Annotated in this window: 27 protein-coding genes; 24 read left to right on the top strand and 3 right to left on the bottom strand. The window is 31.4% G+C overall.

Translation table 11 applies throughout. The features are described 5' to 3' along the window. The first annotated feature begins 8 nt into the window (after positions 1 to 8). On the top strand, positions 9 to 653 hold the full coding sequence (locus JNO63_RS02120; protein WP_203126762.1) for an ABC transporter ATP-binding protein: 645 nt from the start codon (positions 9 to 11) through the stop codon (positions 651 to 653). A gap of 37 nt (positions 654 to 690) precedes the next feature. Here the strand turns inward: JNO63_RS02120 and JNO63_RS02125 are convergent, their stop codons facing one another. Beyond that, positions 691 to 1002, bottom strand: a complete 312-nt coding sequence (locus JNO63_RS02125; protein WP_203126763.1) for a hypothetical protein — start codon at positions 1000 to 1002, stop codon at positions 691 to 693. 50 nt (positions 1003 to 1052) lie between these two features. Next, positions 1053 to 2507 (bottom strand): carbon starvation CstA family protein, encoded by a 1455-nt coding sequence (locus JNO63_RS02130; protein ID WP_203126764.1) that lies wholly within the window; start codon positions 2505 to 2507, stop codon positions 1053 to 1055. Positions 2508 to 2722: 215 nt separating this feature from the next. Between JNO63_RS02130 and rimP the strand changes: the two genes are divergently transcribed. The 16 genes from rimP (at position 2723) to recA (ending at position 20123) form a co-directional block, all read left to right on the top strand. Continuing rightward, positions 2723 to 3166, top strand: coding sequence for a ribosome maturation factor RimP (gene rimP / locus JNO63_RS02135; RefSeq protein ID WP_203126765.1), 444 nt, complete (start codon positions 2723 to 2725; stop codon positions 3164 to 3166). Positions 3167 to 3175: 9 nt separating this feature from the next. After that, entirely contained in the window at positions 3176 to 4549 is a 1374-nt protein-coding gene (gene nusA / locus JNO63_RS02140) for a transcription termination factor NusA (RefSeq protein WP_203126767.1), read from the top strand. 3 nt (positions 4550 to 4552) lie between these two features. Then, a complete protein-coding gene (gene rnpM, locus JNO63_RS02145) occupies positions 4553 to 4819 on the top strand; it encodes an RNase P modulator RnpM (protein WP_203126769.1) in 267 nt (88 codons plus the stop codon). A gap of 10 nt (positions 4820 to 4829) precedes the next feature. Beyond that, entirely contained in the window at positions 4830 to 7130 is a 2301-nt protein-coding gene (gene infB, locus JNO63_RS02150) for a translation initiation factor IF-2 (RefSeq protein WP_203126770.1), read from the top strand. Between the two features lie 2 nt (positions 7131 to 7132). After that, complete coding sequence (rbfA, locus tag JNO63_RS02155; protein ID WP_203126772.1) at positions 7133 to 7516, top strand: 30S ribosome-binding factor RbfA; 384 nt, start codon at positions 7133 to 7135, stop codon at positions 7514 to 7516. After that, a complete protein-coding gene (locus JNO63_RS02160) occupies positions 7506 to 8462 on the top strand; it encodes a DHH family phosphoesterase (RefSeq protein ID WP_238390457.1) in 957 nt (318 codons plus the stop codon). The genes rbfA and JNO63_RS02160 overlap by 11 nt, the downstream gene beginning before the upstream one ends. Further along, a complete protein-coding gene (truB, locus tag JNO63_RS02165) occupies positions 8463 to 9347 on the top strand; it encodes a tRNA pseudouridine(55) synthase TruB (protein ID WP_203126774.1) in 885 nt (294 codons plus the stop codon). Then, on the top strand, positions 9337 to 10275 hold the full coding sequence (locus JNO63_RS02170) for a bifunctional riboflavin kinase/FAD synthetase (RefSeq protein ID WP_203126775.1): 939 nt from the start codon (positions 9337 to 9339) through the stop codon (positions 10273 to 10275). Before truB ends, JNO63_RS02170 begins: the two co-directional genes overlap by 11 nt. A 112-nt stretch (positions 10276 to 10387) precedes the next feature. Next, positions 10388 to 10654, top strand: a complete 267-nt coding sequence (rpsO, locus tag JNO63_RS02175; protein ID WP_203126780.1) for a 30S ribosomal protein S15 — start codon at positions 10388 to 10390, stop codon at positions 10652 to 10654. A 43-nt stretch (positions 10655 to 10697) separates the two neighbouring features. Then, entirely contained in the window at positions 10698 to 12860 is a 2163-nt protein-coding gene (locus tag JNO63_RS02180; protein WP_203126782.1) for a polyribonucleotide nucleotidyltransferase, read from the top strand. A gap of 128 nt (positions 12861 to 12988) precedes the next feature. Next, positions 12989 to 13927: an ABC transporter ATP-binding protein gene (locus tag JNO63_RS02185; RefSeq protein WP_203126784.1), complete on the top strand. Its 939-nt coding sequence runs from the start codon at positions 12989 to 12991 to the stop codon at positions 13925 to 13927. A gap of 1 nt (position 13928) precedes the next feature. Continuing rightward, on the top strand, positions 13929 to 15026 hold the full coding sequence (locus JNO63_RS02190) for an ABC transporter permease (protein WP_203126786.1): 1098 nt from the start codon (positions 13929 to 13931) through the stop codon (positions 15024 to 15026). Further along, positions 15013 to 16125, top strand: a complete 1113-nt coding sequence (locus JNO63_RS02195) for an ABC transporter permease (protein ID WP_203126788.1) — start codon at positions 15013 to 15015, stop codon at positions 16123 to 16125. The genes JNO63_RS02190 and JNO63_RS02195 overlap by 14 nt, the downstream gene beginning before the upstream one ends. Positions 16126 to 16222: 97 nt before the next feature. Beyond that, the gene (locus JNO63_RS02200; protein WP_203126790.1) at positions 16223 to 18559 is read left to right on the top strand and encodes a DNA translocase FtsK; all 2337 of its coding nucleotides are present in this window, start codon (positions 16223 to 16225) and stop codon (positions 18557 to 18559) included. Beyond that, on the top strand, positions 18543 to 19073 hold the full coding sequence (pgsA, locus tag JNO63_RS02205) for a CDP-diacylglycerol--glycerol-3-phosphate 3-phosphatidyltransferase (protein WP_203126792.1): 531 nt from the start codon (positions 18543 to 18545) through the stop codon (positions 19071 to 19073). Before JNO63_RS02200 ends, pgsA begins: the two co-directional genes overlap by 17 nt. A gap of 9 nt (positions 19074 to 19082) precedes the next feature. Beyond that, positions 19083 to 20123 carry a recombinase RecA gene (recA, locus tag JNO63_RS02210; RefSeq protein ID WP_203126794.1) on the top strand — a complete coding sequence of 347 codons (1041 nt, stop codon included), beginning with the start codon at positions 19083 to 19085 and terminating at the stop codon, positions 20121 to 20123. A gap of 39 nt (positions 20124 to 20162) precedes the next feature. On the opposite strand, the gene JNO63_RS02215 is transcribed toward recA, so the two are convergent. Continuing rightward, complete coding sequence (locus JNO63_RS02215; protein ID WP_203126796.1) at positions 20163 to 21197, bottom strand: DNA polymerase IV; 1035 nt, start codon at positions 21195 to 21197, stop codon at positions 20163 to 20165. A gap of 76 nt (positions 21198 to 21273) precedes the next feature. Here JNO63_RS02215 and JNO63_RS02220 point away from each other — a divergent pair, with 76 nt between their 5' ends. From JNO63_RS02220 to JNO63_RS02250, 7 genes are all read left to right on the top strand, one after another. Next, positions 21274 to 21513 (top strand): DUF2382 domain-containing protein, encoded by a 240-nt coding sequence (locus tag JNO63_RS02220; RefSeq protein WP_203126798.1) that lies wholly within the window; start codon positions 21274 to 21276, stop codon positions 21511 to 21513. Between the two features lie 121 nt (positions 21514 to 21634). After that, positions 21635 to 22447 (top strand): YsnF/AvaK domain-containing protein, encoded by an 813-nt coding sequence (locus JNO63_RS02225; protein ID WP_203126800.1) that lies wholly within the window; start codon positions 21635 to 21637, stop codon positions 22445 to 22447. Positions 22448 to 22529: 82 nt separating this feature from the next. Then, positions 22530 to 22775 (top strand): RNA-binding S4 domain-containing protein, encoded by a 246-nt coding sequence (locus JNO63_RS02230; RefSeq protein ID WP_203126801.1) that lies wholly within the window; start codon positions 22530 to 22532, stop codon positions 22773 to 22775. Next, a complete protein-coding gene (locus JNO63_RS02235; RefSeq protein ID WP_203126804.1) occupies positions 22768 to 23148 on the top strand; it encodes a septum formation initiator family protein in 381 nt (126 codons plus the stop codon). The genes JNO63_RS02230 and JNO63_RS02235 overlap by 8 nt, the downstream gene beginning before the upstream one ends. Then, positions 23132 to 24493 carry a tRNA lysidine(34) synthetase TilS gene (gene tilS / locus JNO63_RS02240; protein WP_203126815.1) on the top strand — a complete coding sequence of 454 codons (1362 nt, stop codon included), beginning with the start codon at positions 23132 to 23134 and terminating at the stop codon, positions 24491 to 24493. Before JNO63_RS02235 ends, tilS begins: the two co-directional genes overlap by 17 nt. After that, on the top strand, positions 24486 to 25040 hold the full coding sequence (gene hpt / locus JNO63_RS02245) for a hypoxanthine phosphoribosyltransferase (RefSeq protein WP_203126817.1): 555 nt from the start codon (positions 24486 to 24488) through the stop codon (positions 25038 to 25040). Before tilS ends, hpt begins: the two co-directional genes overlap by 8 nt. Before the next feature lie 33 nt (positions 25041 to 25073). Continuing rightward, positions 25074 to 25577: a DUF5673 domain-containing protein gene (locus JNO63_RS02250; RefSeq protein ID WP_203126819.1), complete on the top strand. Its 504-nt coding sequence runs from the start codon at positions 25074 to 25076 to the stop codon at positions 25575 to 25577. Positions 25578 to 25643: the final 66 nt, after the last annotated feature.

Here is a 25643-nt window from a genome sequence, read left to right on the forward strand (position 1 = left end):
GGATAAAAATGAAACATATAGAATTAAATAATATTTCTAAGTCTTATGGTAATAGAAAAATAATAGATGATTTATCATTTTCAATAGATGAAAATGAGATAGTAGCGATAGTTGGAAAAAGTGGTTCAGGCAAATCAACTCTTTTAAATATGATTGGACTTTTAGAAACTTATGATAGTGGAAAGATCTTACTAAAGGGAGAAAAACTTCCTAATCTTAATAGTAAAGAAGCTACATCACTAAGGAGAAATGAAATAAATTATCTTTTTCAAACAAATGCTTTGATAAGTGAAAAAACTGTTAGAGAAAATCTTTTAATTTCTATGGAGTATGTAAGTATAAAAGATGAAGAAAAATCTAAAAAAATAAATGAAATTTTAGATAAGCTTGATATCTTAGATATAGTAGAGCAAAAAATAAATACTATATCTGGAGGAGAAGCCCAAAGAGTAGCCTTGGCTAGATGTGTACTAAAACCAGGAGATTTAATTTTGGCAGATGAGCCAACTGGATCTTTAGATCCTATTATGAGCGATGAGGTTTTTTCTCTACTTTTAAATTTAAGAAGTGCTTATAATAAAACTATTTTGATTGTAACCCATGATATGGATATAGCTAGAAGATGCGATAGGATTATAGATATAAATAAATAGCAAATAAAAAATTCCATTTTTTTAAAAATGGAATTTTTTATGAATTTAAAGGTGAAAACTCAGTTGCGGTATAGAAACTTTTTCTATTTCCAATTCCAAAAACTGATATCTCTACTTGAGGACAATTGACTAGTAAGGATTCAAGTCTTGGGTCATAATAGGTTGTAACTAAATCAGAAACTTCTTTTTTATAATTTTCTTCATTACCACCTTTCTGACTGATTTTTAACTTTATAGATCCTAAATCACAGCAACCCATTCCGCGTTCGATATCTTCTCTTATAAAAATTTTTTTAATATTATTTTTATTTATATAATTTTTAGCTTTTTCACTATAAATAAATTTCATCTAAAATCCTTTAAAAAAATGAGGAGATTAAATCTCCTCAAATTTAATTGTTAGTTTAATATAATATTTGCAATTCTATCTTGATTTTTGCGAGCTTTTCTAACTGTTAGAACAGCTATTACTAAACTGATAATTGCTCCTAAGATGTATGCAATATTATAATCAGCACCAAATCCTACTCCCTTATCAGAAATGATAAATGAGAATACAATAAATGCATAGAATAATTCTGGTATTAATGCAATCCAGTAATTGTTATGGTTATTTAATAGATAGCTTGTTGCAGTTGCTAGAGCAAAGATTGCTACTAATTGGTTTGTAAATCCGAAGTATCTCCACAATAAGTTAAATCCGTTTGGATCGTTTTTAGCCCAAACCAGGATTAAAATAGCTGGTATAAATAGTACTGCAGCAACAGCAATTCTTTTTACAGGAACTTTTTGATCGATATTTAATTCTTCAGCTACGATTAATCTTAATGATCTAAATGCAGTATCTCCAGATGTGATTGGAAGTACGATAACCCCGATAATTGCTAGAAGACCACCGATGTTACCCATGAAATATTTTGAAATTTCTCCTACCATTAAAGTAGCTCTTGTATCTAATGGAACAATTCCTTGTGAGAATATAACCATTGCACCAGCAGCCCAAACCATAGCTATAACACCCTCAGCAATCATTGTTGAGTAGAATGTAGCTCTGTTTTCTCTTTCACTTGCAACTGTTCTTGAAACTAATGTTACTTGAGAACCATGGAAACCAGAAAGTATACCACAGGCAACAGTAATAAAGAATGCTGGTATAAATCTTTGGCCAAGTGGGTGTTCACTTAAATATCCTGCTCCTTGAAACTCTAGATGAGAAGCTCCTTTTGTAAGAACTCCAAATAAAACTCCAACAGCTGAAATAATTAAAAATGCACCAAATAGTGGATAAATTCTACCGATAAGTTGGTCTATTGGAAGAACTGTAGAAAGTATGTAATATAAGAAAATAATCCCGTATATAATCCAAATTCCTTTTGAACCATCAGCAAGACCCATAACATCATTTGCAAGTAAGTCTCCAGGTGTATAAACGAAAACAGTACCAGTTAAAAGAAGTAAGATTCCTATAACTATATTATAAATTTTTCTAGTACCATTACCTAAGTATTTACCAACAAGCTTTGGAACTTGAGCTCCACCATTTCTCATTGACATAGTACCTACTAAAAAGTCGTGGGTGGCACCTGCAATTACACAACCTATTGGAATTGCTAAAAAGGCAATTTTTCCAAAAAGGATACCTTGAATAGGTCCTAAAATTGGGCCAGTACCTGCAATATTTAATAGATTAATTAGCCAGTTTTTCCATTTTGGCATAGCAACAAAGTCAATACCATCAGCTTTAGAAACAGCTGGTGTTGGTCTATCATCTAAATCTAGTTGGCTTTCAACGTATTTTGAATAAAAGTAACCACCAACTAGGAGGATGAAAATACCAATTAAGAATAATAACATATAAACCTCCTATCAAAATAATATGTATTATATAGCTATATTATAAACTCAATTAACAGATAAAAGCAAATTTTTCGTAAAAAAATTATCAATAAAATCTGAGCTTCCATTAGCTTATATATTATTGAATAAAGTAAGCTTTGCAGTATAATATTTCTATCAAAGAGTGGGCAAGGTATCCGCTCTTTTAATATGTATAGGCAAAGGATGGTAAGATGGATTTAATAACAAACCTTAAAGAAACCTTTGAAGATGATATAAAAAACTTAGGATATGAATTAGTTGATATAGAATTTAAAACAACAAAGGATGGCAAAACCTTAACATTTTTTATCTATAATGAAAACGGCATTACAATCGATGATTGTGAAAAGGTAAGTACATTTTTAGATGAAAAATTGGATGAACTTGATTTAATAAAAGGCCAATACTATTTAGAAGTTTCATCCCAAGATTTATCAAGACCCCTAAAAACTGATAGGGACCTTGAAAGAAACGCTGGTGAGCTTTTAAAAGTAGTAATGAAAAATGGTGAAAGCTTTGTAGGCTATATAGATGAAATAAATGAAAAAACTTATGTATTTTCTTTAAATGAACAAGAGGAAATAGAAGTAGAAAAAGAAGATATAAAACAAATAAAAATTGAGATTGTGTTTTAAGGAGAACTGATGAATGAAGAGTTTATACTAGCCTTAGAGGAGCTAGAAAAAGATAAAAACATTGATAAGGATGTAATCTTAGATGCATTAGAAAAAGCCCTAGTAAAAAGTTATCAAAAAAATTATGATAACGCAGAAAATGTAGATGTTATAGTTGATAAACAAACTGGGGATATAGAGGTTTTTGCCTTAAGAGAAGTTGTAGATGATGTTAATGATAATATAAACGAAATTTCTCTAAAAGAAGCAAAAGAAGAAATTGATAGCAATTTAGAAATAGGGGATGTTGCAAGAATAAAAATTGCTCCAAAAAACTTTGGTAGAGTTGCAGCACAAACAGCTAGAAATATTGTCATCCAAAAAATTAGAGATGCACAAAGAGATTCTGTTTATGGAGAGTACCTAGATCGTGAAAACGAAATGATAACAGGAACTATCCAAAGACAAGATAACTACAATCTTTATGTAAACCTTGATAAAATCGAGGGCATCGTTCCAGTTAAGGAACAGGTGGTGAATGAAAAATATATTCCCAACGAGAGAATGAAGTTTTTAATTAAAGATGTTAAAAATTCATCAAAAGAACCACAAATTATCCTTTCTCGTACAAGCGAAAATCTTGTAACAAGACTTTTTGAGCTAGAAGTGCCAGAAATTACAGAAGGAGTAATTGAAATTTACTCCATTGCTCGTGAAGCTGGTTCTCGTACAAAGATTGCAGTTTTCTCAAATGATGAAGCAATTGACCCAGTTGGTGCTTGTATAGGCTATAAGGGGGCTCGTGTAAATTCAATAGTTGAAGAGCTTCAAAATGAAAAAATAGATATCATAAACTATAACAAAGATATTGAAGAATTCATTTCAAATGCCTTATCTCCAGCAGATATCATAGAAGTTTTGACAAATGAAAAAAATAAACAATCACTAGTTGTAGTAAATGACCAACAACTATCACTTGCTATAGGCAAAGAAGGCCAAAACGCAAGACTTGCAGCAAGACTTACAGGTTGGAAAATAGATATAAAATCAAAAGAGGACTTCGATAATATGACTAATGAAGATATCGATGAAATTTTGGGTTTAAATCAAGAAATGGAAGATGAAGACATTATGATAGATGAAAATTTAGTAGAAAATCCAAACGAAATTACTGATGATATGTCAAGCGTTGACGAACAAATTATTGAAGATGCTAGTGATGATTTATCTGATGAACAGGTAGAAGACATCACAAGCGATACATTAGAAGAAATCTATGATGAAGAAAACGATGAACTTTCTAATCAAATCGATGTAGATGATAGTCAACTCAATGAAGTATATACTGATGAATCTGACCTTATCCCACACAGGGAAAGTGATAAAGAAGATGAGGATCAGTAGAAAATGAAAAAAACAAAAAAGATTCCCCAAAGAAAATGTATTAATTGCGGAAATCTTTACGATAAAAATGACCTCTTAAGAGTTGTAAACAACAAGGAATTAGGGGTTGTTATTGATGAAAGTGGCAAACTTAACGGACGAGGTGCTTATATTTGTAAAAATAGTGAGTGTCTTTCAGATGTTAGGAAAAATAATAAGCTTAATCGTGTATTTAAACAAAAAATAGATGACAAACTTTACGAGGAGTTAGAAGCTTATGAAGTAAAATGAGGTGAAATAGATGGCTGATAAAATAAGAGTTTACGAACTAGCAAAAAAACAAGGAATGCCAGCAAAAGAAATGGTTGAACTTTTGAATAAGGAATTTGGATTGGGAATTAAATCTCACATGTCAAATGTAAGTGGAGATAATCTTGAATTGATTAAAGAGTACTTTAATGAAAATTCTAAATCTGATAATAAAGAGAATTCAAAAGAAAAACCAAGAGTAGAAAATAAAGACAATAATACAGAACTTAAAAATAATCAAAAATCAAATAAGGCTACAGATAAAAAATCAAATATGAAAAATATCAATACTAGCAATAATGATAAGTACGATGATATGGATGAATACGATGATGATGAAAGCATGCACGGATCAAAACAAAAAATCGGAAAATCTAATAAATCAAAAAATCAAAAAAAATCAAAATCTAAGAAAAACTTTGAAAATGATGACAACGATGATTATGAAGTAAATAAACCTAACAAAAATCGTAAAAAGAAAAATAGAAAATCAAAATCAAACAAGTCTAATAACCAACAAGCTAAGAATAATGAAGCAAATGATAAAATAGAAATCCCTGAGGTTATCAATGTTGGAGCTTTTGCAGAAAAAATTGGCGAAAATCCAAATGCAGTTATAGGAAAATTAATTCAACTTGGTGTAATGGCAGGTCTAAATGACCCAATCGAATTTGAACAGGCAGAATTAATAGCAATGGATTTTGGAAAAGAAATTACTTTAGAACAAGAATATTCTGCAATTGAAGAACAAGCGATGGACCTAGATTATGAAGATAAAGAAGAAGATTTAATTACTCGTGCACCAGTAGTTTCAGTTATGGGACACGTAGACCATGGTAAAACTTCTATCCTTGATGCAATTAAAAACACACGCGTAACAAGCGGAGAAGCTGGTGGTATTACACAACATATCGGTGCTTATTCTGTAGATTTAGATGGCAGACCTATTACATTCTTAGATACTCCAGGCCACGAAGCATTCACTGAAATGAGAATGAGGGGTGCTCAATCAACAGATATTGCAATCTTAGTAGTAGCAGCTGATGATGGGGTTATGCCTCAAACTGTAGAAGCTATCAACCACGCAAAAGCTGCTGAAATTCCAATAGTTGTTGCAGTAAATAAAGTGGATAAAGAACAATCTGATCCAAATAGAGTAAAACAAGAGCTTATGGAATATGGATTAGTTTCAGAAGATTGGGGTGGGGACACCATCACAGTTGATGTTTCTGCAAAAACTGGCCAAGGAATCGAAGATTTACTAGAAATGGTTCTATTAGTAGCAGAAATGAGAGAACTAAAAGCAAACCCAGATAGAGATGCTGTTGGTCTTATCATCGAAGCTCAACTTGACAAAGCTCGTGGTCCAGTTGCAACAGTTCTAGTACAAAAAGGTACATTACATGCAAGTGACTATGTACTTACTGGATCAGCTTCAGGTAGGATCCGTGCTATGTTTGACTCAAAAGGAAATGCTATCAAAGAAGCAGGCCCATCTGTACCAGTACAAATCTTAGGTTTATCTGATGTAGCAGAAGCTGGAGATAAATTATTTGCAGTAGAAGATGAAAAAACTGCTAGGGCATATGCACAACGTGCTGAAGAACAAAAAAGAGAAGAACGTCTTATGGCAAAAGGTGCAAGCCTTGAAGATATATCAGGTGATGCAGCTGAAGGTGAGCTAAAAGACTTAAATATTATCGTAAAAACAGACGTAAAAGGTACTGTAGATGCCATGAGCCAATCACTTCTAAAACTTTCAAATGAAGAAGTAAAAGTTTCAGTAGTAGCTGGAGCTGTTGGTGGTATTACAGAATCAGACGTACTTTTAGCCCAAGCTTCAAATGCTATCATTATCGGATTTAACGTTCGTCCAACCCAAGGGGCAATGGAAAGAGCAAAAGATAATAGTATTGAAATTAGAACATATAGCGTAATCTATGAAGCAATAGAAGATGTAGAAAAAGCTATAAAAGGGATGCTTGATCCAGAATTTGTTGAAGAAGTCCTAGGTCGTGCAGAAGTACGTGATACATTTAGAGTACCAAGTGTCGGAACTATTGCCGGTGTTATGGTAACAAGTGGTTCAGTACCAAGAAGAGCAAAAATTAGACTTCTTCGTGACAACGTAGTTATCTTTGATGGGGATATCACATCAATGAAACGATTTAAAGATGATGCCAAAGAACTAGCAAATGGTTATGAAGGTGGTATCGGCTTAAACAGATTTAATGACATCAAAGTTGGAGATGTTATGGAAGCGTACGAAGTAGTCGAAAAAGAAAGAGAATAAGAATGAAAAAAATAAGAACTGAAAGAATTGGAGCAGAAATCCAAAAAGAATTATCAAAAATAATTAGAGATGATTTAAATGATCCAAGACTATCAGATACAGCAAGAGTTTCAGTAATCGAAGTAAGGGTCACAAATGACCTTTCTTTTGCTGATTGCTACATCTCTGTCCTAGGAGATACTAGCAAAAAAGATGATGTCCTAGATGCTCTAAACCAAGCAAAAGGCTACATCAAAATGCTAATTGGTGATAGAATGAGACTTCGTTCCATGCCTGAATTCAGATTCAAACTTGATGAATCAATCGAATATGGTGCATATATGGAAAAATTAATCAAAGAAACCATCGCAAAAGATGAGAGGGCTCACCAAGAAAATGATAATTAGTAATGAAAATATCGAAAAACTTAAAAATCTAATAGATGATGCAGAGACAATCGGGGTTGTCTCCCACGTAAATCCAGATGGGGATAACCTAGGATCATCATTAGCATTTGCAAGAGCACTTAGAAATTATGGTAAAGATACACAAGTAGTAGGCCATGATACTATCGATAATTATTTGAAATTTTTACCAGATTTAGAATTTTATGAAAATAATTATAAAGATTCATATGACTTGCTTTTAATCCTTGATGCATCAGAGTTAGACCGAATAGGAGATGCTCAACCACTTGCATCAAATTCTAAAAAAACTGCAGTAGTTGACCATCACCTAGGTGGTAAAATCACTTCAGATTTAAATATTATCCATCCAGAAGCTCCTGCAACTTGCCAATTAATTTTTGAAATAATCGAAAGAATGGCTTTACCATTAGATGAAAAAACGGCAAACCTATTATTTACAGGAATTGTAACTGATACTGGCAGATTTATGTATTATGATACAAATCGTGAAACATTTGAAATTGCTGGAAAATTAATTGATTTAGGAGCAGATAAGGAAAAAATCTACTCAGCCCTTTATCAAAATAAACCTATAAATGTATTACAATTTGAAACAGACCTTATTGCCAATGCGGAATTTATGGGAGATAGGGTTTTTGCTGTTGCTTCAATCGATAAGGTAGATGAATATGGAGTGCAAATGGGCGATAGCGAACACATTGCAAATACCTTAAGAGATTTAGAAGGCATCAGTATTTCCATGCTATTAAAAGAATATGGTAATGGTGAGTACAAGGTTTCTATGAGATCAAAAGGCGTTGATATATCAAAAACTGCCAGAGAAAACGGCGGTGGTGGCCATGCCAATGCCAGTGGTTTTTCAATTTTCGATGATAGTCTAGAGTCTGCAGCGGCTAAGGCGCGTGAAATTTTACAAAATATATAGATGATAAGTGGAATTTTAAACATAAATAAAGAAGTAGGCATTTCTTCTAATAAATGCGTAAGCCTTGTAAAAAAGGCTCTTGATATAAGAAAAGTGGGCCATACTGGTACTTTGGATCTTGAAGCTAGTGGAGTTTTGCCAATTGTAATTGGAAAAGCTACTCGAGTTTCAGATTTTTTAATGGATGAGAAAAAAGAATATATTACAGAAGCTATTTTTGGAAAAAGAACTGATACTCTTGATTATGATGGGGAAGTTGTGGATACTTCTGATAAAGTTTTTTCTATCGAAGAATTAAAAAATGAGATGGAAAACTTCACTGGCAAAATTATACAAATCCCACCCATGTATTCAGCTTTAAAAGTAAATGGTCAAAAACTTTACGATTTGGCTAGAAAGGGAGTCGAAGTTGAAAGAAAAAAACGTGAAGTAAATATTTTTTCTTTTGAAATAATTGGCTTTGATTTTCCAAAAGCAATATTTAAGATTACTTGCTCAAAAGGCACTTACATTAGAACTCTTATTGATGATTTGGGAGAATCTTTAGGTTCTTTCGCATATGTAAATAGTTTGACTCGTTCTAAAGTTGGTGATTTTTATATAGAAGATGCTATTAATTCCGAAGATTTACTTAAAATGAGCAAAGAGGAAATTTTAGATAAGCTAATGCCAGTAGACTATGCCTTAAAAGACTATCCACAGATTGTTCTTGATAAATCATATCTTAAACAGGCTACAAATGGAATGACCATGCATATTGATAAGTGCCATTTTGATAAACTGATTAGAGTCTATGTTGAAGATGATTTTATAGGACTTGGCAAGACCCACAAAGACAACGACAAATATTTTCTAAAAATGGAGAAAGTATTTTATGAAAAATAATATTAAAATATATGACCTAGATAGGGGCATGACTGACTTTGAACCCAAGGCTATAGCCTTAGGTAATTTTGATGGTATCCACATAGGCCATCAAAAGCTTATAAAAAAAGATTTGGAGATTGCAAGACAACTTAATCTGGTCCCATCTGTTTTACTTTTTAAAGAAAATAGCAAGAAAACATTACATGATGAAAAAGATTATTTGACAAGTTTAGATGATAAGATTGAAATACTTGCAAATATGGGCATGGATACCTTTTGCATCCTTGATTTTAATGAGGAATTTAGATCCCTAAGTCCTAAAGAATTCATCTCACAAATTTTATATAAAAAGCTAAATACTAAATATATTGTCATAGGCGAGGACTACCATTTTGGAAAGAATGCTGAAGGTAATATAAAAACCTTAGCTCGCTTTGAAGATGAGTTTGCCTATGAGACATTCATTATAGATTTTGAACTTGATAATGGTGAGAAAATATCATCAGGAAATATAAAAGAGCTTATAAAAAGTGGCAATATAAAAAAAGCAAATAAATATTTAGCAAGACCATATAAAATAATAGGACAAGTAGTGGATGGTCATAAAAGAGGTCGCACTTTAAATTTCCCAACTGCAAATCTTAAAATGAAATTTTCTTACACAATCCCAAAAGATGGAGTTTATCTAACTAGGGTAAATGTAAAGGGGAAAAATCACTTTGCTTTAAGCAATGTTGGGTCTAATCCTACTTTTGAAAATGATTATAGAAAAATAGAAACATATATCCTCGATTTTAATCAGGATATATATGGAGAAAATATAACAATTGAGTTTTTGGAATTTTTCCGTGATGATTTGAAATTTGATTCGGTTGATGAATTAATAAATCAGATGGAAATGGATAAAAAAAGAGCAATTGAAACCATAAATAATAAGTATTTGTAAGCTTTACAAATGCTTTTTTTATTGGTATAATACCTTAGGTACCTTGGCTTTGTAAATGCAACCTCGACTTTTACACGGTCAAAGGCAAATGCAACATATAGGAGGAAAAATTATGTTATCACAAGAAAAAAAGACAGAACTAATTAAAGAATACCAATTAGAAGAAGGAGATACAGGATCTCCAGAAGTTCAAATAGCAATTTTAAGCTATAGAATTAAAGATTTGACAGAACACTTAAAAGCTAATCCAAAAGACCACTCATCAAGAAGAGGACTTTTCAAAATGATTAGACGTAGAAAAGGGTTATTAAACTACTTAAGAGATAATGATATCGAAAGATATAGAGCTATTATCGAAAAAGTAGGCATCAGAGGTTAGTAGATTGGCGGGGTATATCCCGCCTTATTTTTTAGGAGAAAAGATGGAGAAAAATTATATTTATACATCAAATCATGGATATGAGCTTGATGTAACAATAGGAAAATTTGCAGAACAGGCTAATGGCGAATGTTACATAAAATGTGGTGATACCTCTCTTTTAGTAACAGCAGTAGCTAGTGAAAAACCAAGAGAAGGGATAGACTTTTTTCCACTAATTTGTGATTTTCAGGAAAAATTATATGCAGTTGGCAAAATCCCTGGTGGTTTTTTAAAAAGAGAAGGTAAAGCATCTGATGAAGCAACCCTAATTTCCCGCCAAATGGATAGACCTTTGCGTCCACTTTTCCCAGAAAATTATTACAATGATGTGCAAGTAATTGCTACAGTTCTATCAATGGATGAAGATAATCAGCCAGATTGCCTATCAACAATTGGGGCAAGTATTGCACTTGGGACTTCTGATATACCATTTAACGGTCCAGTAGGAGCTGTTTCTGTTGGATTTGTAGATGGTGAATTTGTTGTATTCCCAAATGAAAAACAAAGAAAAAAATCTGAATTAGATCTTACAGTAGCAGGTAGCAAAGAAGCTATAAACATGGTTGAGGCTGGTGCAAATGAGCTAACTGAAGCACAAATGCTTGAAGCAATGCTTATTGCCCATGAAGAAATCGGCCATATTTCTGACTTTATTCAAGGAATAATTGATGAGATCGGTAAAGAAAAAAATATGGTAGAAGTTATCGTGCCATCTGAGCTTGAAGAAAAGATTACAGCAGAATATGCTGAAGCTATTAAAGGATCTATCAGAACAACTGATAAAATGGAACGTGGCGAAGCTATGTTTAATATAGAAGAATCTGCAAAAGAAAGATTTTTACCAGATTATCCAGAAAGTGAAGATGAAATCCACAGAGTAATCGATAATATCATGAAACTTGAAGTGCGTCGTATGATTTCAATTGATAAAATCAGACCAGATGGTCGTGATCTTAAAGAAATCAGACCACTTTCAGCAGAAGCAGGACTTTTACCAAGAGTACATGGATCAGGTTTATTTAAACGTGGACAAACTCAAGTTTTATCAGTAACTACACTTGGTTCACCAGCGGATGTTCAAATCATTGATGGTTTAAATCGTGAAGAAATTCAAAAAAGATACATGCACCAATATAACTTCCCACCATTTAGTGTAGGAGATGTAAAACCACTTCGTGCACCAGGACGTCGTGAAGTTGGTCACGGTCACTTAGCAGAAAGAGCATTAGTGCCAGTATTGCCAGATGAAAGTGACTTCCCATATACAATCAGAGTTGTATCAGAAGTTTTAAGCTCAAATGGCTCAAGTTCTCAAGCTTCAATTTGCGGATCTACACTTTCACTAATGGATGCAGGTGTTCCAATTAAAAAACCAGTTGCTGGTATTGCAATGGGACTTATTAAAGAAGACGAATCTATTTCAATTCTTACAGATATCCAAGGTCTAGAAGACCACCTTGGTGATATGGACTTTAAAGTTGCTGGAACTCGTGATGGAGTTACTGCCCTACAAATGGATATGAAAATTGCAGGAATTACTCGTGAAGTCTTAGAGGAATCACTTGATAATGCAAAAGAAGCTAGAATGCAAATCCTTGATTTAATCGAATCTACAATTGAAAAACCAAGAGAAGATATATCTGATTATGCACCAAGACTTTTCACAATTGATATTGATCCAGAAAAAGTACGTGATGTAATAGGTTCAGGTGGTAAAACAATTAATAAAATTATCGATGAGACTGGTGTAACAATCGAGACAGAAGATGATGGACACATAACAGTAGCTTCAACTGATGGAGCAAGTGGTAAAAAGGCAATCGAAATGATTCGCGCAATTGTTACTGACCCACAAGTAGGAGATGTTTACACAGGAAAAGTTACTAGAATTATGAATTTTGGTGCCTTTATCGAAATTGCAATTGGAAAAGAAGGACTTCTTCACATTTCTCAAATTGACCATACAAGAACTGACAAGGTAGAAGATGTACTTGCAGTTGGAGATGAAGTTACTGTAAAGGTAACAGAAATCGACAAACAAGGCAGAATTAACCTATCAAGAAAAGCTCTTTTAGAAAAACCAGAAAGAGAAGAAAAAGAAGATTACAAAAACAATCCAAAAGCTGGGGCATGGCCAGCTGATGAAGATCCAAGAAATAAATAATAAAAAAATAAATCGGTTATTAAGTAAAACTTAATGCCGATTTTTTTGTACCCACTAAAAAATGTAAAATTTATTTTATATATTAGATTAATTATTAAATGATGATATAATTTCCCTAGGAGGAGCCTATGGAAAATATAATTGAAATAAGAGGATTAGAAAAATCTTATAAAAAAATAAAAGCCATTGATAATCTGGATTTAGATGTGAAAAAAGGCAGGGTACTAGGACTTTTAGGCCCAAATGGATCTGGAAAATCAACAACTATAAATTGCCTTTTAGCCCTTATAAAAAAAGATAAAGGGTCAATTAAAATTTATAGCAAAGAAATGACACCGGAATCTTATGATATAAAAGAAAAAATTGGTGCAGTGTTTCAAGATGTAGGTGTATATGATGAGCTAAGTGTCTATGAAAATATCGATTATTTTTGTGGCCTCTACATAAAAGATAAAGAGCAAAGAAAAAAACTTATCAGCGAAACTATCGACTTAGTAGCTTTAAATGATTTTTTAAATTTCAAACCAAAGGAGCTATCAGGTGGTTTACTAAGAAGGCTCAATATAGCTTGTGGTATAGCCCACAAACCAGAAATAATAATTTTTGATGAGCCGACTGTAGCTGTGGATCCTCAATCTAGAAATAATATTTTAGAAGGCATTAAAAGGTTAAACGAGAATGGGGCTACTATAATATATACATCTCATTACATGGATGAAGTCGAGGAGTTATGCGATGATATAGTAATAATTGACAGGGGAAAAGTCATTGCTAAAGGCAGCTCTGATAGTCTAAAAAATATAATTGCTATAAACGAAAAAGTTTCTTTTGTTAGTGAAAATCTAGATGATTCTGTAATAAAGAAAATAAAATCAATGGAAACTCTTGTTAATTTTGAATCTAAGGACAATTTTTATCATCTAAGCTTTGGCCATGGAAAGGATAATTTAATAAAGCTAATTAGTATTTTAAATGAAAATTCAGTGGCCTATGACAGTCTTACTAGCCAGTCTCCCTCACTTAATGATGTATTTTTATCACTAACTGGTAAAGAATTGAGGGACTAGTATGTTTTTCCATGAATTTAAAAAGACATTTAGGGTCTTTGTTAGACAAAAATCTTTATTATTCTGGGCCTTAATATTTCCTCTAGTTCTTGGAGTGTTTTTTAAATTAGCACTTGGAAATATTGTAAATGCTGATGAATTTGAGCCTATAAAAGTTGCAGTAAATGAAAAATTATTGGATGATCAAAATTTTAAGAACTTCACTGATAATATGATAGAAGAAGAAATATTAGATATATCTCCAGTCGATGATGATAAGGATTTAGACAAGGAAGAAATCAAGGCCTACATCGATAAAAAAGACAAAGTTATTGTGAAGAAAAATGGGGTTTTTGAAAGTATCTTGGTAAGTTTATTAAGATATTATAATATGAGGGAATCAATGATAAAAACAATCCTTGAAAAAAATCCAAATCCTGATTTCGATACTATTCTAGAAGAAAAGTCCTACTTAAATATTAAGGGTCCTAGAAAAAAATTAGATCCAATGATGACATTTTTCTTTGCTTTGATTGCTTATCAATTAATATATGGCTATTCTTGGGGGCTTGAAATAATCCACCAATATGAAGCAAATCTATCTACAGTTGCAAAAAGAAATGCAATATCTCCAGTAAATAAAAAAGTAAGCTTATTTGCATCCATGTGTGTTGGATTTATTCTAAATTTTTTAATATCAATAGTAACTATAATAATTTTCAATAAAATATTAGGGGTTGATTTTTCTGAGAAATTAGTAGAACTATTGTTGATTACCGGCATAGGTGCCCTTTGTGGAGTATCTTTGGGTATGCTAATTGGTTCTAGCAATAAAGCTAATATTGAAATCAAATCTGGAATTGGTTTAGCTTTGTCATTATTAATGTCTTTTTTAGCTGGCATGATGGTTTCGAATGTCAAAGTAATGATTGCTGATAATGCTTCAATCATAAATAAATTAAATCCAGTTGCTCTTATTAGTGATGGGATATATTCCTTGTACTATTACGACACCTTTGACAGATTTTACAATAATATAGCTTGGCTTTTGGCAGTAACATTATCTTTTATAGTCCTAACATATATATTTACTAGAGGTAAGCAGTATGATAGTATTTAAAAATTATTTTAAGATATTAAAAAGTCATATTAAGTCACTCTTATTGTATTCGGTAATATTTTTAGTATTAATTTTTATATTTACAAAATCTGGTGATCCTGTTGATAAATATAGTAATTTAAAATTGCCGATTTATGTAAATGATCAATCAAATACTGATAGGTCTAAGGCTCTTGTAGATTTCATAGATAAAAATCACAATCTAGTAAAAATTGATGATGATAAGGTTGATGACAAATTATTTTACGAAGAGATAGTTTGTGCTTTAACAATACCTCAAGATTTTGATGAGAATGGTAAGCTTGATTTTAAAGAAGTTTATGATAATTCCTATACACTTTATGCAAAAAATGAAATAAATTCATTTTTAAATCAAATTGATACATTTGAAAAAGCAGGATTTTCGACAAAAGAAGCTATAAAAAATGCAAAAGAAAATTTTGACAAAGATATCGATGTGGAAGTTAAATCGCTTGTAAAAAATCAAAAAGATAATGCACCATACTTTTTTAGGATGCTTGGATATGTAATTATGAGCCAGATCATAATGATGGTTGGTATTATAAGTCTTACTTATAATAAAGAAAGTACTAACAAAAGAAATTTAATATCTCCTCTTAAAAAATCTAAGCAAAATTTACAAATAATCCTTGGCCATATAGTTTGTGGTCTAGGGATTTGGTTAGTCTATATGATTTTTTATTGTATATTCTTTAAAGATTTCACGTTTTCAAAACCAACTGTGCAAATGATGGCAAATGCACTATTATTTACAGCAACTATTGTATGTTTTGCGGTAATGATATCAAAACTTGCAAAGAATCAAAATACAATTACAGGAATAATGAATGTATTTTCTCTGGGATCATCATTTTTGACAGGAATATTTGTACCACAAGAACTATTAGGCGATTTCGCTAGTAAACTAGGAAAAATATTCCCTTCCTTTTACTATGTGGCAAATATTAAAAATATAAATACAGATTTAAATTACTCATTTTTCAATACTAATACCTTTATATTACTTGGATTTTCGATTGTTTTTATTATAATAACCATATTTACAAAAATGAATGTAGAAAAAACCAAGACTGAGTAATAAATTCTTTGGGCAGCTAAGTTTTACTAGCTGCCTTTTATCTTTACCAAGGTTTATTTTTTTATTCATTTCATATATAATTTATAGTGAGGTAATTATGACAAACACTAAAAATGACAATAGAATAAGAAAAAAATCTACAAATAAGCCTCCAAAAAATAGAGCTAAGAAAAAGAGAGAATGGGCCTTTGATTTTAATGTATTTTCATTAGTAATGATGGGCCTATCTTTAATTTTATTTATATTTATATTTTCATCAAATACAGGAAAAGTTGGAAATATTATAACAAATGCTTTTAAAGGAACATTTGGAAAACTTGCATTGGCTTTTCCAGTAATTATATTTGTAAGTTTTTTATTTGCTTATAGGGATAAGTACAAAGAAAATATTAAAAACTTTTTGTTTTTGTATTTACTTTTTATAATGACTTTATCATTTTTCTCAAAAGCTTTTGTCAGAAATGATTTAAGCTGGTCAATGGATTATAGCATCCAAAATGCAGCTGACTCTGGAGGACTAATTGGTGGATTTTTTGCATATTATATAATTAGTTTTCTAGGAAGCCTGGGACTTGATATATTGTTTGTACTTTCTATATTTTTATTTGTTATAGGGATTAGTCCTTTGACTTATGGAGAATTTATTAGAAAGTTTAGAGATGTTTTAATTCTAATTGGAACTAAGATTACAGAATTTTTTAATAGGCTAAAAGAAAAAAGACAGCTATCAAGAGAAAATACAGAAAATGCTGATACAAGTGATGAAGAAATTATTGTAGCTAATGACAACCACAATCTTGGACCAACCTTAGAAGAAAAAGCTATTACAGAAACTGATATATCCCAAAAGATTGATCATCCAGTTGAAAGAGAAATAAAACCAAAAAGAAAACCAATCAAAGCTTACGATTTTTCAGAAGATGATGAGATAGAAGTAAGAAGCTATAAGTCAAAGCAAATCGAGATGAAAGACTTAGATGATAGCTTTAAAAAAGAATTTGATAATTACAATTATCCACCAGCTGATTTACTAGAAGATAGGTCAGATGCAGGATCAATTGATGAGGGCGAAATAAAAGAAAAGGCCCTAGCCATAGAAGAAACTTTAGAAAGTTTTGGTATAGAAGCAAAAGTTGTTCAAATTGACATAGGACCTACAGTAACCTGCTATGAATTAAAACCACAAAGAGGGGTAAAGGTAAGTAAGATATTAAACCTTGCGGATGATTTGGCCTTATCTCTAGCAACTAGTGGAATTAGAATTTTAGCCCCTATTCCTGGAAAAAGTCATGTTGGTATAGAAGTTCCAAATGATAGCAAAGAAATAGTAGGATTTAAGGAAATAATATCTACATCAAAATTTGCAAATGCCAAGTCAAAAATACCTTTTGCTATGGGTAAGTCAATTGCTGGTGATCCAGTAGTTTCTGGCATAGAAAAAATGCCACACTTACTTGTTTCTGGGGCAACTGGATCTGGTAAGTCAGTTTGCATCAATACTATAATAATGAGTATCTTGTACAAACATTCACCAGATGATGTAAAATTATTGATGATAGATCCTAAAGTGGTTGAGCTTTCAGTTTATAATGGCATACCACATTTGATAATGCCAGTTATTACAGATCCTAAAAAAGCTAGTTCTTCGCTATTTTGGGCTATATCTGAGATGGAAAAAAGATATAAGGCCTTTCAAAAATACCATGTCCGTGATATAGAAGGCTATAAAAAAGCAGCTGAAACTGATGAATCTATGGAAAATTTACCATATATAGTAGTTATTATAGATGAGCTTGCTGATTTAATGATGACGGCCGCTAGTGAAGTGGAAGATTATATTATGCGTCTAGCTCAAAAATCTAGAGCCTGCGGAATCCACTTAGTAATTGCAACTCAAAGACCAACAGTTGATGTAATTACCGGTACAATTAAGGCAAATATTCCATCTAGAATTTCCTTTGCAGTTACAAGCCAAACTGACTCTAGAACAATACTGGATACATCTGGAGCAGAAAAGCTTCTAGGAAAGGGTGATATGCTCTATGCATCAAGTGATTCTATGAAGCCACTAAGAATCCAAGGAGCTTTTGTATCTGATACAGAAGTTTTAGATGTGGTTGATTATATAAAACAAGAAACCAAGGCTGATTACAATCAAGAAGCCATTGAAACAGTTGAAGAAAATTCTCAAGTAAAAGAAGTAGATGATGAAGATGAACTAATTGATGAGGCCACTAAAATAATTATAGACGAAAATACAGCCTCAGTTTCGCTTTTACAAAGAAAACTTAGAATTGGATATGCAAGAGCTGGTAGGATAATAGACCAGCTTGAAGCAAAAGGAATTGTAGGCCCATATGAGGGTAGCAAACCAAGAAAAGTCTTGGTAGATAGGTCTTATTTTGAAGGAGATTTAGGTGAATATAGCGAATAAAGTTACGGTTTTAAGATTACTTTTAATTCCGGTTTTTCTAGTTTTGTATTACATGTATGGGAGTACATATAATATTGCAGCAATAGTATTTGTAATTGCATCTTTAACAGATGCACTCGATGGCCACCTAGCTCGTAGCCGCAATCTAGTTACAACATTTGGTAAATTTGTTGATCCATTGGTAGATAAATTATTAACCATGGCGGCATTTATAGTTTTGGTAGAAGGAAGTATAATACCTGCTTGGGCGGTAATAATTATTATAGCAAGAGAGCTAACTATAACAGGTTTTAGAACACTTGCAGCCGATAAGGGTATAACTATTGCAGCTAGCAAATGGGGAAAACTAAAAACAACTAACCAGATGATAGCACTAGTTTTACTATTAGTAAACAATACTACTTTAAATAATATAGGAATATATGTATTTTATATAGCAGTTATCCTAACGATTATTTCAGGACTTGATTATATAATCAAAAACAAAGAAGTTTTGGACTTAGAAAATATATAGGAGATTAATATGGATGATAACAAACAAAAAGCATTAGACCAAGCCTTTAAAAATATTGAAAAAAAATATGGTAAAGGCTCAATAATGAAAATGGGCGAGGCTCCAAAAGTTGCAGTTTCAGCTATACCTACAGGTGCCATCAATCTTGATATTGCACTTGGAATAGGTGGTATCCCACGCGGTAGGGTTATAGAAATATTTGGTCCAGAATCATCTGGTAAAACAACCCTTGCCCTTCATATGATTGCAGAAGATCAAAAACAAGGCCATATGTGTGCATTTATAGATGCTGAGCATGCCATGGATGCAGAATATGCTAGAAATTTAGGAGTAGATATTGATAATCTTATCCTATCCCAACCAGATACAGGTGAGCAAGGTTTAGACATTGCTGAATCTTTAGTGCGTTCTGGAGCTGTAGATTTAATTATTATTGACTCAGTTGCAGCTTTAGTACCAAGAGCAGAAATTGAAGGGGAAATGGGAGATAGCCACGTAGGTTTACAGGCTAGACTTATGAGTCAGGCTCTAAGAAGACTTACTGGTGTTATTGCAAAATCAAACACAACAGTAGTATTTATCAATCAATTAAGAGAAAAAGTTGGGGTAATGTTTGGATCTCCAGAAACCACAACAGGCGGACGTGCCCTTAAATTCTACTCATCAGTTAGACTTGATATTCGTAGAATAAAAACTATTACAGAAGGTGATAATTCTATCGGATCACGTACTCGTGTAAAAGTTGTAAAAAATAAGGTGGCACCACCATTTAAGGTAGTAGAATTTGATATCATGTATGGATCTGGTATTTCAAAGTCTGGGGTTATCCTAGATACAGCTGTAGAGATGGATATCGTTGATAAGGCTGGATCTTGGTTCTCCTACGGTGGAGAAAAGCTTGGTCAAGGTCGTGAAAATGTAAAAACATATCTTGAAGACAATCAAGATATCATGAATGAAATCGAAGGCAAAATAAGAGCATCATTAAGCCAATCAGAAGAAGGCGATTTGTTCGAAGAGGAAGATACTCAAGAAAGCCTAGATGTGTAAAATTAAAAAAAGTACTGGTTAAATCCAGTACTTTTTCTTTTATAAAAAAGATAATTGGTTACTATTGCGATTAGATAATTTGGATAGTGAGATGCCAATTAGCCTTATATATTCATTTTTGTAAACCTCGTTTAATAATTCGCTAGCTGATTTATATATATCCTCTCTTTTATAAATGGGCTCTTGGAGGGTTATAGCTCGTGTAATTGTTTTAAAATCACTATTTTTAAGTTTAAGATTTACTGTTTTGCCTTGCAGATCTTTTTTTTCTAAATCATTTTCGACTTTTTCAGATATTTCTTTTAGATACTGTTTAAGAATATTTATATCATTTGTATTTTCTCTAAAAGTACGTTCGCGACCAAGTGACTTTCGTTGACGGCTGGGATTTATTTCTCTATCATCCTCACCGCGGATGACCCCATAAATATAGGAACCATGTTTGCCAAAAAGACCTATTAGGAAGTCTTTATCAAGTCTTAGTAAATCTTTTATAGTATAAATTCCAATTTTTTTTAATTTTTCTACTCCGTGGCTACCAAGACCGTGGACTTTTTTTATATCAAGATCTAATAAGATTTCTGGAACATCTTTCCTAGATATTTCTTTTATGCCATGAGGCTTGTTCCAATCACTGGCAAGTTTTGCTAAAAATTTATTATAGGATATACCTATAGATACATTAATTTGAGTTTTTATAAAAACTTCATTTTGGATTTTTTTTGCAAGAGCAAATGGATTTTGATTTTCTATTCTCAAATAGGCCTCATCTATAGAAACCTGTTCAAAATTAACCGCATATTTTTTAATTATATTAAATACCTCTTCAGATTTTTTTCTATAATAAGGATGATCCACAGGTATTAAAATCAGATTTGGGCAAAGTTCTTTTGCCATAAAAACAGGCATTGCTGAGTGGATGCCAAATTTTCTTGCCTTATAATTTGCAGTTGTAATAATTGATTTATTTGTAAGTCCGCCAACAGCTACAGGAAAATTTTTTAGCTTGGGATTTCTAATTTCTTCACAAGATGCATAAAAAGCATCGCAATCTATATGTAAAATATTATTCATATCATCACCATATTTACTATACTTTTAAAATTGTGGGTATAAATTAATAAACTGCGATGCGAAAGGATGATGTCACATGGAAACTTTAAATTTAAATGATGAATATTTAGAAAAGTTAAAAAATGGTGAAACTATTACTATTCCTCTTCATGAAGAGCGAATACGTGTAAAAAAAGAAAAAGTAGTTGTAGAAGAAATAGTTATTAAACGTGAAAAATATATAGAAATGCAAAAGATTACGGTACCAGTAAGAAGAGAAGTACTTAAGGTCGATGATTCCAAATTAAATTTTGAAGATATTGATAAACATATATAAATAACTGTAGAGTTAAAAAAAGTTTGATATTTATGTTTAATAATTTTTTCTAGGGGGTATATAGCTACTAGAACGATATAGACGAGAGTCTAAGAAGTTAAAAATCAAAAGGAGATATATAATGGCAAATTTTGAAACATTTAGAACAGAAGATGAATTACTAGCAAGAATTGATCAGCTAAGAGCTCAAGGTTTTAGCGACAGTGAACTTGAAGTTATTTCTGCTAACGAATTTAATAATGATAACTTAAGATACTATGGAATTTCTGATAGAGCAAATAGAGACACACTAGATCCAGACTACAACGGAATCTATGCTTACTACACAGGTGAAGATTTAGATCCAGCTTACTTCGGAGATTTTGGATTTGATAGAACAGTTTCTGATGAAGCTCTTGGAGCTGTTGAAAGTGGTAACTACGTACTAGCTATCGAAAGAGATGACTATTTAGAAGATCCAGAATATGTAGATACAGCTTATGAACAAAGAAAAGACTACATTGATGAAGATATACTAGAAAGAGATGACCTATCAAAAAGAGATAAAATCAGACTTCACGAAGAAAGATTAAGAGTTAACAAAGAAAAAGTTCAAACTGGTGAAATCGGACTTAAAAAAGAAGTTGTAACTGAAACTCAAGAAATCGAAGTACCAGTAGAAAAAGAAAGAGTAACAGTTGAAAGACATGCAGTAGATGGAACAGCTGCTGATGGATACCAATTTGATGAAACAGCTGAAGAAATTAGAATTCCAATTCACGAAGAAAAAGTATCTGTAGATAAAGAAGCTTACGTAACAGAAGAAGTAGATGTAAATACAGAAACAGTTACAGAAAACGAAAAAGTTTCTGATACAGTTAGAAAAGAAAGATTAGACGTTGTTGAATCTGGTGATGTTAAAGAAGTAGATTCAGAAGACGATAACTTACTATAAAAATAATCTTTTAAGCCCAGGCCATCCTGGGCTTTTATTTTTTTGCCTAGATATAAATCCTCCCTTATAGTAAAATTAAGCTATGAGAATAGATAAATTTTTAAAAAATTCAAGAATAATAAAGCGTAGACAAGTAGCAAAAGAAGCTTGTGAAAATGGTAGAGTATCTATAAATGGAAATCTCGCAAAACCAGGTTCTGTGGTAGAAGAAGGCGATATAATCGAGATTGTATTTGGAAAGAGTAATTTAAAAATAAAAGTTATAGATCTAATAGATGGAGCTAAAAAAACAACTGCAGAAGAAATGTATGAGGTGATAGATGGCTAGGGCAAAATCTTATCAAAAAAAGAGAAAGGCTAAAAATAGACGATTTTTATTAAGCATTTTTCTCATACTAATACTTAGCACTATTGCTTATGTATTTTTAAACAATATGATGAATGCAGAGATAAACACCCTTAATTCTGAGATAAATTCTACTAAGAAAAAATTAGATGCAGTAAATGAAGAAATAACATCGCTAGAAAGTGATTATGAGATTAGAAATACTGATCAATTTAAAGAAAAAATTGCGAAAGAAAGACTAGGAATGGTTAAGGGAAAGAAACCTATACTAGATGAAGAAGAAAAAGATAACAAAGAAGATAAAGAAAAAACAGAAGAATTAGATCAAGAAACAAATAATGACAGTAACGAATAGATTTTTATCAAATATAAATAAATATAATTTAATAGATAAAAATGATACCATAATAATAGGCTCCAGTGGCGGACCAGATAGTCAATTTCTTATATATCTTCTCAATGAAATAAAAAATGAATATAATCTTACTATTATCCTCGCTCATCTAAACCACTTACACAGAAAAGAAGCTAGTTTTGATGAAAAATTAGTAATAGATACTGGAGAAAAGCTAGGGCTAAAGGTAGAAGTCAGAAAAGCGAGTATGGATGAGCTTGCAAAAGCAAATAAAATCTCCCCAGAAGATGCCGGCAGAAGGCTAAGATATGAATTTTTTAATGATATAGCAAGTTCTTATAGAAATTCAAAAATTGCCGTTGCTCACAATATGGACGATCAAGCAGAAACAATGCTATTTCGTATGGCACGTGGGACAGGATTAGATGGACTCGCTGGCATGGATTATAAAAATAAAAACATTATAAGACCAATTTTATCATTTAAAAAATCAGAAATTTTAGAATACCTAAATCAAAATAATATTTCCTATGCCATTGATGCAACTAATTTAGAAAATGATTATAGTAGAAATTACATAAGAAATGAAATCTTTCCAAAAATTAGTGAGATTAATCCAAATGCAATAAATAACTTTTTTAATCTATCAGATATAATAAAAAATGATTTGGCTATTATAGATGAAATTATTGATAAAAAGTATAAAGAAATAGTAATAAATGAAAAAGATTATTTTGTAAAATTTGATAAAGGAAAATTTGAAGACATATCTTATCCTATAAAAACTCGCTTAATTAGAATAGCAATTTTTAAACTTACAGGAGATACTAAAAATATTTCTAAGGAGAATATAGAAGACTTCATAAATATAGAGAATCTTCAAACTGGAAAGAAAATTATAAAAGATAAACTAGTATTTCAAAAAAATTATAATAGCTATGAATTGATGATTTTAAATCGTGAACAGAATTATAGTGTCATAAAAAAAATTAATTTGGATGAAGAAATAGTTTTTAATGGTAGAAAAATTAAAACGTCCATAGTTTTTGGAAAAAAAGATAAATCGAGAAATGTAGGGTACTTTGATTTGGACAAAATTTCTTTCCCTCTTACAATTAGAACAAGAGAAAATGGAGATAAATTTAGGCCGATTGGCATGGATCACAAAAAAAAGTTAAAAGACTTTTTTATAGATGAAAAGATAGATAAAAGCATTAGGGATCAAATCCCTATAATTTTATCAAATGATGATATAATTTGGATAGTAGGATACAGAATTTCTGAACAATTTAAGGTCGATAGTGGTACAAAAAACATTTTAAAAATAGAGGTTGAAGATGATTAATGATACAAACGAAATTATAGAAAAGATTTTGATTGATGAAGAAAGCTTAAATATTCGAATCAAAAAATTAGCAGCAAACATAAATGAGCATTACAAAGATGAGGATACTTTGATAATGGTTGCTATTTTAAAGGGTTCAGTTATGTTTATGTCAGAGCTTGCAAAACATATAAAGCTTGATATAAATTTAGAGTTTATGGCTGTTTCTTCATATGAAAGTGGCACTACTTCTAGTGGAAATGTTAAGATTTTAAAAGATTTAGATACTGATATTACCGATAAAAATGTATTGTTAGTTGAAGATATTATCGATACTGGAAATACACTTTTGAAACTTAAAAACAATTTAGAAAAAAGGGATCCAAAAGATATTAAGATTGTAACTTTGCTTGATAAACCAGAAAGAAGAGAAGTTAAGATAAAACCAGATTGGTATGGATTTAAAATACCGAATGAATTTGTTGTTGGATTTGGTCTTGATTATGATCAAAAATATAGAAACTTGCCATATATCGGCGTACTAAAAAGATCAGTTTATGAAGGATAGGTCAATTGACCTATTTTTTGTTAAGGAGATATTATGTTTAAGGGAAAAAATAATTTAGATAACTTTGTTTTGATAATGTATATTGCAATTATTGCATTTTTTATTTATAGAATTTATAAATCATTTAAAAATAAAAAGCTACTTGCAGGAGATATTAATAAATTTGATAGACCATCTACCACTTTTGAATGGGTACTATTAGCCTTTTTACTTGCAACAGGAGTTTTTAACTTAATAGCAGGAATTAAACAAAATAACCAAAATGCTATCTATATGTCAGTAGTAATGGTTGTCCTAGCAATTGTATTCTTAGTGGCTCAGCAAAATAAATTATATGTTGCAGAAAATGGAATCTTAATTAATTCTACTTTTTATACCTACAAAGAGCTTAAAAAATGGGGATTTGATAAAGAAAAAAATGATTTTGTAATGGCAGTAAAAAAAGATAGGCAAGATACTAGTGAAGCAACAAAAGTAAAAAGTGAGGATATCAAGCCTCTTAATGATCTAATTAGAAAATATAAATTAGGTAAATAGCTTGAATATCACAAAAAATATCGTATCATATTAGGGTTAAATTTGATTATAAAACTCTAAGGGGAG

It is taken from the genome of Anaerococcus sp. mt242 (genome assembly GCF_016798225.1).
In the GTDB taxonomy this organism is placed as follows: domain Bacteria; phylum Bacillota; class Clostridia; order Tissierellales; family Peptoniphilaceae; genus Anaerococcus.